We start from the raw sequence: 12533 nt of genomic DNA, 5'->3' as shown, positions 1-12533 counted from the left end.
CGCTGGTCAGAAGCGGTACTGCTCGTCGTAGCCGTTGCCCTGCTGGCCGTTCCCCTGCTGGCCGTTGCCCTGGTAGGGGTACTGCTGCTCCTGCGGCAGTTCGCCGCCGTACGTCTCGTCGGTGCGCTGCTGCGGGACCCACACGCCGCCGGCCGGGGTCTCGCCGTAGGTGGGGTTGCCGTACTGGTCCTGGCCGTAGGCCTGCTGACCGTACTGCTGCTGGCCGCCGTAGGAGGTGTCGTAGCCGCCGTAGGTCTGGGTGCCGATGTACGGGTCGGAGTAGGCGGCGTACTGCTGCTGTCCGGCCATGTCGTAGCCGTACTGCTGCTGGTCGTAGCCGGTGTAGCCGTCGTAGCCGTAGTTCTGGTCGGCGCCCTGGGCGGCCGTCGCGTACTGGTCCTGGGTCTGGCCCTGGCCGGCGTACGTGCCGTCGTTGTATATGCCGTAGGAGCCGGTGTCGTCGGGCATCGGCTGCGGCTCGTAGACCTCGGCGGCCGCGGGGCGGGCGGGCGTGAACACGTCGTCGCGGTCGTAGTCGTCCTGGCCGTAACCGGGCGCGTTCGAGGCGTAGTTGCCCTCGTCGCCGTAGGCGGCGTCCGTCGCCTCGAGGTCGGAGACCTCCAGGGTCGGCTCCTCGCGGCCGCGTTCGCGGCGGCCGCCGCGCTTGCCGCCGACGAGGCCGCCCAGGGCCTCCGGCGGATTGACCGCCCAGCCCTGTTCGAAGCCGCGGCGGAAGGAGAGGGTGACGTAGGTCTGGCCGACCGCGAAGGCGATGGCGCCCAGTCCGATGACGACCACCGACGGGATGAGCACACCGAGTACGACGCCCACGAAGCCGGCGAAGGCGAGCAGTCGCCAGCGAAGCCGCGCCTTGTACTGCAGCAGCACCTCGCCCAGCAACCACAGCGCGACGATTCCGAACGCGATGTAGAGGACCGTCCAGCCCATGTACGCCCCTCTCCCAGTGACCGCTACGCAGTGTGTCGTATATCGGTGCGGCCGGTCTAGGCCTGCGGTGGGTGGTGCAGGCCCAGGTTCTCGTAGATCTCCAGCGACGCCGTGGAGTTGTTGAGCGTGATGAAGTGCAGTCCGGGCACTCCCTCGGCCAGCAGCCGGGCGCAGAACTCCGTGGCGAACTCGATACCGATGGAGCGTACAGCGGCCGGATCGTCTTTTGCTGTGAGGATCCGCTCTTTCAGGACAGAGGGGATGGCCGCGTTGCTGAGCTGTGGCAGGCGCTCCAGCATCCGCACGCTGGTCACCGGCATGATCTCGGGGATGACGGGGGTCTCGCAGGCCGCTTTGACGACTCGGTCACGCAGTCGCAGATAGGACTCCGGCTGGAAGAACATCTGCGTGATGGCGTAGTCGGCGCCGGCCCGGCACTTGTCGACGAAGTGCGCGACGTCGGCGTCCCAGTCCCCGGACCGCGGGTGCATCTCCGGGAAGGCGGCGACGCCGACACAGAAGTCGCCCGATTCCTTGATGAGCCGGACGAGTTCGGCGGCGTAGGTCAGACCCTGCGGGTGGGCCACCCAGTCGCCCATCGGGTCGCCGGGCGGGTCGCCGCGGACGGCCAGGATGTTGCGGATCCCGGCGTCGGCGTACTGGCCGATGATGTTGCGCAGTTCGGCGATGGAGTGGTTGACCGCGGTGAGGTGGGCGACCGGCGTGAGCGTGGTGTCCGCGACGATCTGCTCGGTCTCCTTGACGGTGCCCGCGCGGGTGGAACCGCCGGCACCGTACGTGACGGAGACGAAGTCCGGGGCGACCGCCTCGACCCTCCTCAGCGCGCTCCACAGGTTCCGCTCACCCTTGGGGGTCTTCGGCGCCGAGAACTCGAACGAGTACGTCGCCTTGCCCGTGGCGAGCATGTCGCGCACGGTGCGTGCGCGGTCAGTCCTGGTGGATGCGGTTCCGAGGGCCATACCCGCAGGTTAGCCAGGGGGCAGCGGTCACCCAACCGGATCCGGGAAATTTGCCCGTTTTGTCGACTTGTTGTCCACCCTTCGGACACCGGGGCCGGTCACACCGGGTCCCTGAGCCTCTTCGCGAACTCCGCCGCCGCGGCTCCGGGGTCGTCGGCCTCCGTGATGGCCCGTACGACGACGACCCGGCGGGCGCCCGCCTCCAGCACCTCGTCGAGGTTGCCGAGGTCGATGCCGCCGATGGCGAACCAAGGGCGGTCGGTCTCGAGGGAAGCGGTGTACCGGACCAGGTCGAGGCCGGGTGCGTGGCGGCCGGGCTTGGTCGGGGTCGGCCAGCACGGGCCGGTGCAGAAGTAGTCCACGCCCTCCTGGACGGCGGCCGCGGCGGCCTCGGCCTCGGAGTGCGTGGAGCGGCCGACGAGGATGTCGTCGCCGAGGATCGCGCGGGCGGCGGGGACCGGGAGGTCGCCCTGGCCGAGGTGGAGCACGGCGGGCGGCCAGGGGTGGGTGGCCCGGGCCGCGTGCGCCAGGTCGGCGCGGTCGTTCACCGAGAGGACCTTGCCGTACATGTGGCACTTGTCGGCGAACAGTTCCAGCCAGCCCAGTTCCTCGTCCGCTTCCAGGGTCTTGTCACGGAGCTGGATGAAGTCGACGCCGTTCTCCAGGACCGCGTCCAGGAAGTCGGGCAGGTCGCCCTGCTTCTTGCGGGCGTCCGTGCAGAGATAGAGCCGGGCGTCGGCCAGCTGGGCGCGGGCGTCGGTGTCGGACGTGACGGGCATGGGTGTCCCCCGATGTCGGTGGCGTACGGGCTGCGGGCCGGTGCGGTCGACCTGGGCGGGCCGGGCGTAGTGAACCACAGGGACGGCTCCGCGGCCCACGCCCCGGCCCCAGGTGCGACGGGCGGACACGACCCACGTCCTGGCGACGAACCCGCAGGTCATCGACGCCGGGCGTGGGACGCGTCCGCCCATCACCGCTGTGGCACGGTGCCGCCCTGCGCACGGGGGCGGTCGCGACCGTGCGGGTGCGCGGGTGGCGGACCGTGCGCCGGGCGGTTCGGCGGTCCTGGGTCAGACGGCGAGCGCCTGGGCCCTGCGCTTCACCTCCGTGCCGCGGTTCTCGCTCAGCGCCTGGGCGGGGGTGCCCGGCAGGCTGTCGTCGGGGGTGAAGAGCCACTCCAGCATCTCTTCGTCGGAGAAGCCGTCGTCCCTCAGAAGCGTCAGGGTCCCGGTGAGGCCCTTGACGACCTTCTGCTCGACCCCGTCGATGAAGGCGGCGGGGACGTGCAGTGCGCGGTTCTCACCACGGCGTACGGCGATGAGCTGGCCGTCCTTGACCAGCTGGCGCGCACGCGTCACCTCGACATCGAGGATTTCCGCGATGTCGGGGAGGGTGAGCCAGGCAGGGACGAGAGCATCGATCTTTGCGTCAATCTCGGTCACGACATCAAGCCTGCCATCCCGCACTGACAGTCGGAAGCCAGACCCCCGCGACCTGGGCTTTCGAACTACACTGTCGCCGCCTTCAGGGGCCTCGCCGGGTCCGCCAGCAGCTCCGGGTCCAGCTCCGGCCCCGCCTCGATCAGCCGCCGTCCCTGTGCCAGGTCCCGGGGCCGGCCCACCGCCAGCAGGGCGATGAGGCGGTTCTCGCGCAGCCAGCAGACCGTCCAGGCCGGGCCGGACGGGTCGCCGCGCCACAGCACCGTGTCGGCGGACGTGTGGTGGCCGACGTACTGGACGAAGCGGCCGAACTGCTCGGACCAGAAGTACGGCACGGGGTCGTAGACCGCGGGCGTCTCGCCGATGATGTTGGCCGCCACCGTGCGCGGGCCCTGGAGGGCGTTGTCCCAGTGGTGGACCAGCAGTCGCTCGCCGTACCTTCCCGAGGGGAAGGACGCGCAGTCGCCGACCGCGTAGACGTCCGGCGCGGAGGTGCGCAGGCGGTCGTCGGCCACGACCTCGCCGTGCGCGCCGAGCTCGATGCCCGAGCCGGCCAGCCAGGCCGTGGCGGGGCGGGCGCCGATGCCGACCACGACGGCGTCCGCGGGCAGCCGTGTGCCGTCGTCCAGGAGGACCTCGCCGGGCCGCACCCGCTCCACGCGCGCGTGGGTGCGCAATGTGGCACCGGCGTCGGCGTACCAGGACGACATCGGCGCGGCCACCTCCGCAGGGAGCGCCCCCGCGAGCGGCCTTTCGGCGGCCTCGACGACCGTCACCGCGCAGCCCGCCTCGCGCGCGGCGGTGGCGAACTCGGCGCCGATCCAGCCCGCGCCGACCACCACGATGTCGTGCTGCCGGGCGAGTACGGGCCGCAGCCGCTCGGCGTCGTCGAGGGTGCGCAGCAGATGGACGCCGGGGACGCCCTCCGCGCCGGGCAGCCGGATCGGTTCGGCACCGGTGGCGAGGACCAGGACGTCGTACGGCACGGGCCCGGACCCGGTGTCCAGTTCGTGCTCGGCGGGGCGGACGCCCAGCACCTCGCGGCCCAGTTCCAGTGCGATGCCGAGCGCCTCGAAGTCGATGTCGAAGGCGGAGCCCTCGGCCTTGCCGAGCAGTACGGCCTTGGACAACGGCGGCCGGTCGTACGGCTGATGCGGCTCCGCGCCGATGAGGGTCACGGTGCCGGTGAAACCCTGTTCGCGCAGGGCTACCGCGGTCTGCACGCCGGCCATGCCCGCGCCGACCACGACCACGCGCCGCTGAGACTGCTCCGTCTGCTCGCTCACCGGATCACCATAGACAACTGACAATTTGTCAGTCAGCGGTCATGCACCGTGACCTGCTCCACAACGCTCGTCCCGCTGCCCGGCTGCGACTCCCACTCCCAGCTCTCCTCCAGCCGCACCCGCCCGTCCGGCAGCTCGACGACCGTGGACACGCAGTGCCCCGACGAGGTCGTCCCGTCGTGCTTGAGCTGGACGTACCGGAAGTCGAGCCGGTCGCCCTCCCGGGTACCCACCAGATGCCCGCGCACGACGTCGCCGCCCCCGTACTCGGCCCAGATCTCGCCGCTCTTCTCGTGGTACGTGAACCGGGTGCGGGTACCCACCTGACCTGCGGCCTGGTCGACGACGGGGGCGAGGACGAGGCCGTCCAGCGAGCGGGGCATGGCAGCAGGCTCCCTTACACAAGCGCAAAACCAAGAGCTAGGGTGGCCAACGTAGAGCACTCGCGGGAGCCCGGACGCACCGGGCTGAGAGGGAGGCTGGCGGCCTCCGACCGTACGAACCTGATCCGGGTCATGCCGGCGAAGGGAGGGGCTGGACGCCCATGTCCTCACGTACGTCAGACGTCCTGGTCGTCGGGGGCGGAATCATCGGCCTTGTCACGGCCTGGCGGGCCGCGCAGCGCGGTTTCGCCACGGCCGTCGTCGATCCCGAACCGGGCGGCGGGGCCGCCCGGGTGGCCGCCGGGATGCTGGCCGCCGTCACGGAACTGCACTACGGCGAGCAGACCCTGCTGGGCCTGAACCTGGCCTCGGCCCGCCGCTATCCGGAGTTCGCGGCCGAGCTCACCGAGCTCACCGGCCACGACCTCGGCTACCGCCGCTGCGGCACGCTCGCCGTCGCGCTGGACGCCGACGACCGTGCCCATCTGCGGGAACTGCACGCTCTTCAGCAGGAGTCGGGCCTGGAGTCGGAGTGGCTGTCCGGGCGGGAGTGCCGGCGCCTGGAGCCGATGCTCGCGCCGGGCGTGCGTGGCGGGCTGCGGGTCGACGGCGACCATCAGATCGACCCCCGGCGGCTGGTCAAGGCGCTGCTGGCCGCCTGCGAGCGGGCGGGCGTGGTCTTCCACCGCCTCTGGGCCGAGCGCCTGGACCTCGTAGGGGACCGGGCCGCCGGCATCACGGCCACCGACGGCACCCGGCTGGGCGCGGCCCAGGTGGTGCTCGCCGCCGGCAGCCTCAGCGGGCGGCTCGCCGGTGTTCCCGACGACGTCCTGCCGCCGGTGCGGCCCGTGAAGGGGCAGGTGCTGCGGCTGACCGTGCCGCAGCGGTACGCGCCCTTCCTGAACCGGACCGTGCGTGCCGTGGTCCGTGGCAGCCAGGTCTATCTGGTGCCGCGCGAGAACGGCGAGCTGGTGATCGGGGCGACCAGCGAGGAGCAGGGCTGGGACACCACGGTGACCGCGGGCGGGGTGTACGAGCTGCTGCGCGACGCCCATGAGCTGGTGCCGGGCATCACGGAGCTGCCGCTCACGGAGACCCGCGCCGGGCTGCGCCCCGGTTCCCCCGACAACGCTCCGCTGCTCGGACCGACCGAGCTCCCTGGGCTGCTCCTGGCGACCGGCCACTATCGCAACGGTGTGCTACTCACGCCGGTCACCGGCGACGCGATGGCCCATGTGCTGACCACGGGTGAACTGCCGGACGAGGTCCGCCCCTTCACCCCCCGGCGTTTCACCTTCACGGAGCTGCCCGCATGAACATCTCCGTCAACGGAGAGCCGCGGGAGATCGCTCCCGGCACGGCTCTCGACACCGTCGTGCGGGCCCTCGCCCCGGCCCCCGCCGGAGTGGCCGCGGCCCTCAACGAAACCGTCGTCCCGCGCGGACAGTGGCCGTCGACGTCCCTCCGCGAGGGAGACCGCGTCGAGGTCCTCACCGCCGTCCAAGGAGGCTGACCCATGGCCGACGATCCCTTCGTCCTCGGCGGCAGGACCTTCTCCTCCCGCCTGATCATGGGCACCGGCGGCGTGCCCAGCCTGGATGTGCTGGAGCGGGCGCTGACCGCCTCCGGCACCGAGCTGACCACGGTCGCGATGCGGCGGGTGGATCCGAATGTGCACGGCTCGGTCCTCTCCGTGCTGACCAGGCTCGGCATCGAGGTGCTGCCCAACACCGCGGGCTGCTTCACCGCGGGCGAGGCCGTGCTGACGGCCCGCCTCGCGCGCGAGGCCCTCGGCACCGATCTGGTCAAGCTGGAGGTCATCGCCGACGAACGCACCCTGCTGCCGGACCCCATCGAGCTCCTGGACGCCGCGGAGACCCTGGTCGACGACGGTTTCACGGTGCTGCCGTACACCAACGACGACCCCGTCCTCGCGCGGAAGCTGGAGGACGTGGGCTGCGCGGCGATCATGCCGCTGGGATCCCCGATCGGCTCCGGGCTCGGGATCCGCAACCCGCACAACTTCCAGCTGATCGTCGAGCACGCGCGCGTGCCGGTGATCCTGGACGCGGGGGCCGGTACGGCGTCGGACGCGGCGCTCGCGATGGAGCTGGGGTGCGCGGGTGTGATGCTCGCCTCGGCGGTGACGCGGGCCCAGGAGCCGGAGCTGATGGCGCACGCGATGCGGCACGCGGTGGAGGCGGGCCGGCTGGCGTACCGGGCGGGGCGCATCCCCAAGCGGCATTTCGCCGAAGCCTCGTCCCCCAAGGAGGGGTTGGCGCGACTGGATCCCGAACGCCCCGCGTTCTGAACGTACGTTCGACGCAGGTCGGAATTCGTTGCGACGTCCGTCACAGGACGGCTTCAGTCCCGCCCCGATCTCGCCCGAACCCGCGGCCCTGTCAGTCGCGGCTCGTACACTCACCTGCGTGGATACGACCCTTCAGGACCCTCTGGTCGGGCAGGTGCTCGACGGCCGCTATCGCGTGGACGCGCGGATCGCGGTCGGCGGGATGGCCACGGTCTACCGGGCCGTGGACACCCGCCTCGACCGCGTGCTCGCGCTGAAGGTGATGCACCCGGGCCTCGCCGCCGACGTCACCTTCGTCGACCGGTTCATCCGCGAGGCCAAGTCCGTCGCCCGGCTCGCCCACCCCAATGTGGTGCAGGTCTTCGACCAGGGCACCGACGGGTCGTACGTCTATCTCGCCATGGAGTACGTGGCGGGCTGCACCCTGCGTGACGTGCTGCGCGACCGTGGCGCACTGCAGCCGCGGGCCGCGCTCGACATCCTGGAACCGGTCCTCGCCGCGCTCGGCGCCGCGCACCGCGCGGGGTTCGTGCACCGGGACATGAAGCCCGAGAACGTGCTGATCGGGGACGACGGCCGGGTCAAGGTGGCCGACTTCGGGCTCGTCCGGTCCGTCGACACCGTCACGAACACCACGGGCACCGTGCTCGGCACGGTCTCGTATCTCGCGCCGGAGCAGATCGAGAGCGGCACCGCCGACCCCCGCGTCGACGTGTACGCGTGCGGTGTCGTGCTCTACGAGATGCTGACCGGCGAGAAGCCGCATGACGGGGACTCCCCCGCCGTGGTGCTCTACAAGCACCTCCACGAGGACGTCCCGCCGCCCTCGGGCATCGTGCCGGGGCTGGCGTTCGAGCTGGACGAGCTGGTCGCCTCGGCGACCGCCCGCACCCCGGAGATCCGCCCGTACGACGCGGTGGCGCTGCTCGCGCAGGCCCGCGCGGCGCGCGGCGCGCTCAGCGAGGAGCAGCTGGACCTGGTGCCGCCGCAGGCCCTGTCCGTCGCGCACAGCGGCGCCGAGGACCGCACCAGCGTGATCCCGCGCTCACTGACGGTGCCACGGCCGCTGCCGGTCAACGAGGACGGGCCCGTGCTCAACCACACGAGCCGGTTCGCGTCTCCGCCGCCCCCGCCGCCCCGGCGCCGTTCGGGACCTCCTCGCGGGCCGCTCGCGATCGTCGTCGCCCTGCTGCTGATCCTCGGTGTCGGAGCCGGCGTCTGGTACATCAACTCCGGCCAGTTCACCAAGGTCCCGGCGCTGATCGACAAGACCGAGACGCAGGCCCGGGACCGGCTGGAGGAGGCCGGCCTCGAACTCGGCAAGGTGAAGCAGGAGTACAGCGACACCGTGAAGCGCGGCCGGGTCATCGGCTCGGACCCGACCGTGGGCACCCGCATCCGGAGCAACGACTCCGTGACGCTGACCGTCTCCAAGGGCCCCGAGACCGTGAAGCTGGGCGACCTGAAGGGCCTCCGTCTCGACAAGGCGAGGGCACGGCTCAAGGGCGACGGCCTCGAACCGGGCATGGTGACCCGGGAGTTCAGCGAGGACGTCATCAAGGGCTTCGTGATCAGCACCGACCCGGAGGCGGGCAGCACGCTCCGTTCGGGCGCGGCGGTCGCCCTGGTCGTCAGCAAGGGCAGCCCGGTGGACGTCCCGGACGTCACCGGCGAGAGCCTGGAGGACGCGAAGGCGGACCTGGCGGACGCGGGCCTGAAGGTGAAGGTCGCCTCCGAGCAGGTCAACTCCGAGTACGACAAGGGCCTGATCGCCGCGCAGACCCCGCAGGACGGCAGCAGGGCCGCCGAGGGCGACACCGTGACGCTGACGATCTCCAAGGGTCCGGAGATGGTCGAGGTCCCAGACGTGGTCGGCGACAGCGTCGACGACGCGAAGGCCGAGCTGGAGGGGGCCGGTTTCGAGGTCGACGAGGACCGCGGGCTCCTCGGGTTGTTCGGCGACACGGTCAAGAACCAGTCGGTGGAGGGCGGCCAGACCGCCCCCAAGGGCTCGACGATCACCATCGAGATCCGCTGACCGGGCCGATCGCCATCCCCTGACGGGGCACCCCGCGCCGCGTGACACCCTGGACGGGTGATGACTCAGCGCAACCCCGTCGGCGGCCATGTCCCCGTGGCCGGCGGTCTGAACTCCGTCGGTCTGTCCTACGCCCGTGATCTCGCGGCCGAGACCGTGCAGGTCTTCGTCGCCAACCCGCGCGGCTGGGCCACACCCACCGGCAACCCGCGGCAGGACGAGGAGTTCCGTGCGGCGTGCGCGGCGGAGTCGATCCCGGCGTACGTCCATGCCCCGTATCTGATCAACTTCGGCTCGCACACCGAGGCGACGGTGGAGAAGTCGGTGGAGAGCCTGCGGCACTCGCTGCGGCGCGGGCGGGAGATCGGGGCGCTCGGTGTCGTCGTGCACACGGGCAGCGCGACCGGCGGACGGGACCGGTCCGTCGCCCTCAAGCAGGTCCGGGAGTACATGCTGCCGCTGCTCGACGAGCTCACCCATGACGACGACCCGTATCTGCTCCTTGAGTCGACCGCCGGTCAGGGCGCCTCGCTCTGCTCGCGGACCTGGGACTTCGGTCCGTACTTCGAGGCGCTGGACGCCCACCCCAAGCTGGGCATCTGCCTCGACACCTGCCACATCTTCGCGGCCGGCCACGACCTGACCGGCCCCTCCGGTATGCACCAGACCCTCGACCTGCTGGTGGACACCGTCGGCGAGGGCCGTCTGAAGCTGATCCACGCCAACGACTCCAAGGACGTGGTCGGCGCCCACAAGGACCGGCACGCGAACATCGGCGCCGGCCACATCGGCGAGGACCCGTTCCGGGCGCTGATGACCCACCCCGCCACCGAGGGCGTACCGCTGATCATCGAGACGCCCGGCGGCAAGGAGGGACACGCGGCGGACGTGGAGCGGCTGAAGAAACTGCGAGACGCATAGCCCGTCACGGAATACCCCTGGGGGGTATACGGTTCTTGCTCGGTGCAGGAACCGTCACCTGACATTGGGGGCACTCATGCAACACGAGGCGCACGCGGGACACGCTCACCACCAGACAGGCGGCAGCTGGGCCGTGGCCGTCCGGGCCACCCTCCACTGCCTAACGGGGTGCGCCATCGGCGAGGTGCTCGGCATGGTCATCGGCACCGCGCTCGGCTGGGGCAACACCCCGACCCTGATCCTGGCGATCGTCCTCGCCTTCTTCTTCGGCTACGCGCTCACCCTGCGCGGCGTCATCAGGGCGGGCCTGGGTCTGCGCGCCGCACTGAAGGTGGCGCTGGCCGCGGACACCCTGTCCATCGCCGTGATGGAGCTGGTCGACAACGGAGTGATCGTGCTGTGGCCGGGAGCCATGGACGCCGAACTCGCCGACCCGCTGTTCTGGGGTGCGCTGGCGATCGCCCTGGCCATCGCCTTCGTCCTCACCACGCCGGTCAACAAGTGGATGATCGGCCGCGGCAAGGGCCACGCGGTGGTGCACCAGTACCACCACTGACCAGTACCAGCACCGGCCGGAACCCTAGAGGTCGGGCCCGTCCCCGGGCACCTCCTGGTAGGAGTAGCGCTGCTCCCGCCAGGGGTCGCCGATGTTGTGATAGCCGCGCTCCTCCCAGAAGCCACGGCGGTCGGCGGTCATGTACTCGACGCCGCGGACCCATTTGGGCCCCTTCCAGGCGTACAGATGGGGGACCACCAGCCGGAGCGGGAAGCCGTGCTCGGCGGTGAGCAGCTCGCCGTCCTTGTGGGTGGCGAAGATCGTGCGCTCGGCGGCGAAGTCCGCGAGGCGCAGGTTGGAGCTGAAGCCGTACTCGGCCCACACCATCACATGGGTGACGGCCGGGGCCGGCGGGGCGATGTCCAGGATGGTCCGGGCGGGGACGCCGCCCCACTCGGCGCCGAGCATGCTGAACTTCGTGACGCAGTGCAGATCGGCCACGACGCTGGTGTGCGTCAGAGCCGTGAACTCGTCGTGGTTCCAGCACTGTTTCTCACCGTCGGCGGTGGCTCCGAAGACGCGGAACTCCCAGCGTTCGGGGCGGAACTTGGGGACGGGTCCGTAGTGCGTGACCGGCCAGCCGCGCTGGATCCGCTGTCCCGGCGGAAGCTCGGATTGTGCCGCTTCTCCTGACTCGCGTTCCACCGGCTGACCCATGACTCCATCCTGACAGACCCGGGGCAGTGCACATGACCAACCTCTGACCAATTCGCCTCAAACCGGACTAAGCATGCCCTTACTTACTAAGTGAAGACTTACTGGACGATCTTCGATACCGGTGCAAGGATGCGGCGCAACCTGCCAGTTCCCCCCGGTTGGAAGGAGCCTCTGCGATGCAGGGCGACCCCGAGGTCATCGAATTCCTCAACGAGCAGCTCACCGGCGAGCTCACCGCGATCAACCAGTACTTCCTGCACGCGAAGATGCAGGAGAACTTCGGCTGGACGAAGCTCGCCAAGTACACGCGCCACGAGTCGTTCGACGAGATGAAGCACGCCGAGGTGCTCACCGACCGGATCCTCTTCCTGGACGGGCTGCCGAACTACCAGCGCCTGTTCCACGTCCGGGTCGGGCAGACGGTCAAAGAGATGTTCGAGGCCGACCGGCAGGTCGAGGTCGAGGCGATCGACCGCCTCAAGCGCGGTATCGAGGTGATGCGCGCCAAGGGCGACATCACGTCCGCGAACATCTTCGAGTCGATCCTCGAGGACGAGGAGCACCACATCGACTACCTCGACACCCAGCTGGAGCTGGTGGAGAAGCTCGGCGAGGCGCTCTACATCGCGCAGCTGATCGAGCAGCCGGAGAGCTAGGCGGCCTCGTCCAGCCCGGCAAGAACCGGCTGACCCTGATCGGCGAGCTCACGTGTCGGGCAGGCGCCCCGGCCCAGCAGCGCCTGGATGCGCCGTACACAGGAACCGCAGTCGGTGCCCGCCTTGCAGGCGGAGGCTATCTGGCGCGGGGTGCAGGCACCGTCCGCCGCGTGCTTCTTGACCTGCTGCTCGGTGACGCCGAAGCAACTGCAGACGTACACGCGGTTCACCTCCCGCCGGGATCGATAAGTGGTGCCGTCCCGATTAATCGGTGAGGCTAACCTAACCTTACCCGGCACGCAGGAACCGCAAAAGTGGAGTGGGGCGCGGATCGTATGTGATCCGCGCCCCACCTCAT

General features: G+C 70.6%; 15 protein-coding genes and 1 riboswitch. Of the genes, 7 read left to right on the top strand and 8 right to left on the bottom strand.

Annotated elements, in window-relative coordinates; genetic code table 11:
- Positions 1 to 6 precede the first annotated feature (6 nt).
- The 6 genes from ACWD3I_RS33495 to ACWD3I_RS33470 all read right to left on the bottom strand — a co-directional run bounded on the left by ACWD3I_RS33495 (position 7) and on the right by ACWD3I_RS33470 (position 5036).
- Positions 7 to 948 (bottom strand): SCO2102 family sporulation regulator, encoded by a 942-nt coding sequence (locus ACWD3I_RS33495; RefSeq protein ID WP_365402261.1) that lies wholly within the window; start codon positions 946 to 948, stop codon positions 7 to 9.
- 56 nt (positions 949 to 1004) lie between these two features.
- Positions 1005 to 1928 carry a methylenetetrahydrofolate reductase [NAD(P)H] gene (gene metF, locus ACWD3I_RS33490; RefSeq protein WP_365402264.1) on the bottom strand — a complete coding sequence of 308 codons (924 nt, stop codon included), beginning with the start codon at positions 1926 to 1928 and terminating at the stop codon, positions 1005 to 1007.
- A gap of 98 nt (positions 1929 to 2026) precedes the next feature.
- On the bottom strand, positions 2027 to 2707 hold the full coding sequence (gene thiE, locus ACWD3I_RS33485; protein WP_365402267.1) for a thiamine phosphate synthase: 681 nt from the start codon (positions 2705 to 2707) through the stop codon (positions 2027 to 2029).
- Positions 2708 to 2998: 291 nt separating this feature from the next.
- The gene (locus ACWD3I_RS33480) at positions 2999 to 3370 is read right to left on the bottom strand and encodes an Rv2175c family DNA-binding protein (RefSeq protein WP_046261263.1); all 372 of its coding nucleotides are present in this window, start codon (positions 3368 to 3370) and stop codon (positions 2999 to 3001) included.
- A gap of 65 nt (positions 3371 to 3435) precedes the next feature.
- A complete protein-coding gene (locus ACWD3I_RS33475; protein WP_365402270.1) occupies positions 3436 to 4653 on the bottom strand; it encodes an NAD(P)/FAD-dependent oxidoreductase in 1218 nt (405 codons plus the stop codon).
- 32 nt (positions 4654 to 4685) lie between these two features.
- Positions 4686 to 5036: a hypothetical protein gene (locus ACWD3I_RS33470; protein WP_365402273.1), complete on the bottom strand. Its 351-nt coding sequence runs from the start codon at positions 5034 to 5036 to the stop codon at positions 4686 to 4688.
- A gap of 52 nt (positions 5037 to 5088) precedes the next feature.
- A riboswitch (TPP riboswitch) is annotated at positions 5089 to 5200 on the top strand.
- Here ACWD3I_RS33470 and thiO point away from each other — a divergent pair.
- From thiO to ACWD3I_RS33440, 6 genes are all read left to right on the top strand, one after another.
- The gene (thiO, locus tag ACWD3I_RS33465) at positions 5198 to 6352 is read left to right on the top strand and encodes a glycine oxidase ThiO (protein ID WP_365402276.1); all 1155 of its coding nucleotides are present in this window, start codon (positions 5198 to 5200) and stop codon (positions 6350 to 6352) included. (Overlaps the previous riboswitch by 3 nt.)
- Positions 6349 to 6549, top strand: a complete 201-nt coding sequence (gene thiS / locus ACWD3I_RS33460) for a sulfur carrier protein ThiS (RefSeq protein ID WP_266893578.1) — start codon at positions 6349 to 6351, stop codon at positions 6547 to 6549. The genes thiO and thiS overlap by 4 nt, the downstream gene beginning before the upstream one ends.
- A gap of 3 nt (positions 6550 to 6552) precedes the next feature.
- Positions 6553 to 7347: a thiazole synthase gene (locus tag ACWD3I_RS33455; protein ID WP_365402279.1), complete on the top strand. Its 795-nt coding sequence runs from the start codon at positions 6553 to 6555 to the stop codon at positions 7345 to 7347.
- 118 nt (positions 7348 to 7465) lie between these two features.
- Positions 7466 to 9385 carry a Stk1 family PASTA domain-containing Ser/Thr kinase gene (pknB, locus tag ACWD3I_RS33450; protein WP_365402282.1) on the top strand — a complete coding sequence of 640 codons (1920 nt, stop codon included), beginning with the start codon at positions 7466 to 7468 and terminating at the stop codon, positions 9383 to 9385.
- A 60-nt stretch (positions 9386 to 9445) separates the two neighbouring features.
- Positions 9446 to 10306, top strand: coding sequence for a deoxyribonuclease IV (locus ACWD3I_RS33445; protein ID WP_266893572.1), 861 nt, complete (start codon positions 9446 to 9448; stop codon positions 10304 to 10306).
- A 76-nt stretch (positions 10307 to 10382) separates the two neighbouring features.
- Entirely contained in the window at positions 10383 to 10862 is a 480-nt protein-coding gene (locus ACWD3I_RS33440) for a DUF4396 domain-containing protein (protein WP_365402285.1), read from the top strand.
- A gap of 24 nt (positions 10863 to 10886) precedes the next feature.
- Here ACWD3I_RS33440 and ACWD3I_RS33435 read toward each other — a convergent pair whose 3' ends face one another.
- Entirely contained in the window at positions 10887 to 11519 is a 633-nt protein-coding gene (locus ACWD3I_RS33435; RefSeq protein WP_365402288.1) for a sulfite oxidase-like oxidoreductase, read from the bottom strand.
- A gap of 176 nt (positions 11520 to 11695) precedes the next feature.
- Between ACWD3I_RS33435 and bfr the strand changes: the two genes are divergently transcribed.
- Entirely contained in the window at positions 11696 to 12175 is a 480-nt protein-coding gene (gene bfr / locus ACWD3I_RS33430) for a bacterioferritin (RefSeq protein WP_030596293.1), read from the top strand.
- Here the strand turns inward: bfr and ACWD3I_RS33425 are convergent.
- Positions 12172 to 12405 (bottom strand): (2Fe-2S)-binding protein, encoded by a 234-nt coding sequence (locus ACWD3I_RS33425; protein WP_365402292.1) that lies wholly within the window; start codon positions 12403 to 12405, stop codon positions 12172 to 12174. The genes bfr and ACWD3I_RS33425 overlap by 4 nt on opposite strands.
- Positions 12406 to 12533 lie beyond the last annotated feature (128 nt).

The sequence above is a fragment of the Streptomyces sp. NPDC002817 genome (genome assembly GCF_053592055.1).
The sequence above is the reverse complement of the archived record's forward strand: the minus strand, read 5'-3'. Positions and strand labels throughout refer to the sequence as shown.

Excerpts from the sequence above, each read along its gene's own strand:
- ACWD3I_RS33495 (WP_365402261.1), bottom strand. The coding sequence starts at position 948 with ATGGGCTGGACGGTCCTCTACATCGCGTTCGGAATCGTCGCGCTGTGG.
- metF (WP_365402264.1), bottom strand. The coding sequence starts at position 1,928 with ATGGCCCTCGGAACCGCATCCACCAGGACTGACCGCGCACGCACCGTG.
- thiE (WP_365402267.1), bottom strand. The coding sequence starts at position 2,707 with ATGCCCGTCACGTCCGACACCGACGCCCGCGCCCAGCTGGCCGACGCC.
- ACWD3I_RS33470 (WP_365402273.1), bottom strand. The coding sequence starts at position 5,036 with ATGCCCCGCTCGCTGGACGGCCTCGTCCTCGCCCCCGTCGTCGACCAG.
- thiO (WP_365402276.1), top strand. The coding sequence starts at position 5,198 with ATGTCCTCACGTACGTCAGACGTCCTGGTCGTCGGGGGCGGAATCATC.
- thiS (WP_266893578.1), top strand. The coding sequence starts at position 6,349 with ATGAACATCTCCGTCAACGGAGAGCCGCGGGAGATCGCTCCCGGCACG.
- ACWD3I_RS33455 (WP_365402279.1), top strand. The coding sequence starts at position 6,553 with ATGGCCGACGATCCCTTCGTCCTCGGCGGCAGGACCTTCTCCTCCCGC.
- ACWD3I_RS33445 (WP_266893572.1), top strand. The coding sequence starts at position 9,446 with ATGACTCAGCGCAACCCCGTCGGCGGCCATGTCCCCGTGGCCGGCGGT.
- ACWD3I_RS33440 (WP_365402285.1), top strand. The coding sequence starts at position 10,383 with ATGCAACACGAGGCGCACGCGGGACACGCTCACCACCAGACAGGCGGC.
- ACWD3I_RS33435 (WP_365402288.1), bottom strand. The coding sequence starts at position 11,519 with ATGGGTCAGCCGGTGGAACGCGAGTCAGGAGAAGCGGCACAATCCGAG.
- bfr (WP_030596293.1), top strand. The coding sequence starts at position 11,696 with ATGCAGGGCGACCCCGAGGTCATCGAATTCCTCAACGAGCAGCTCACC.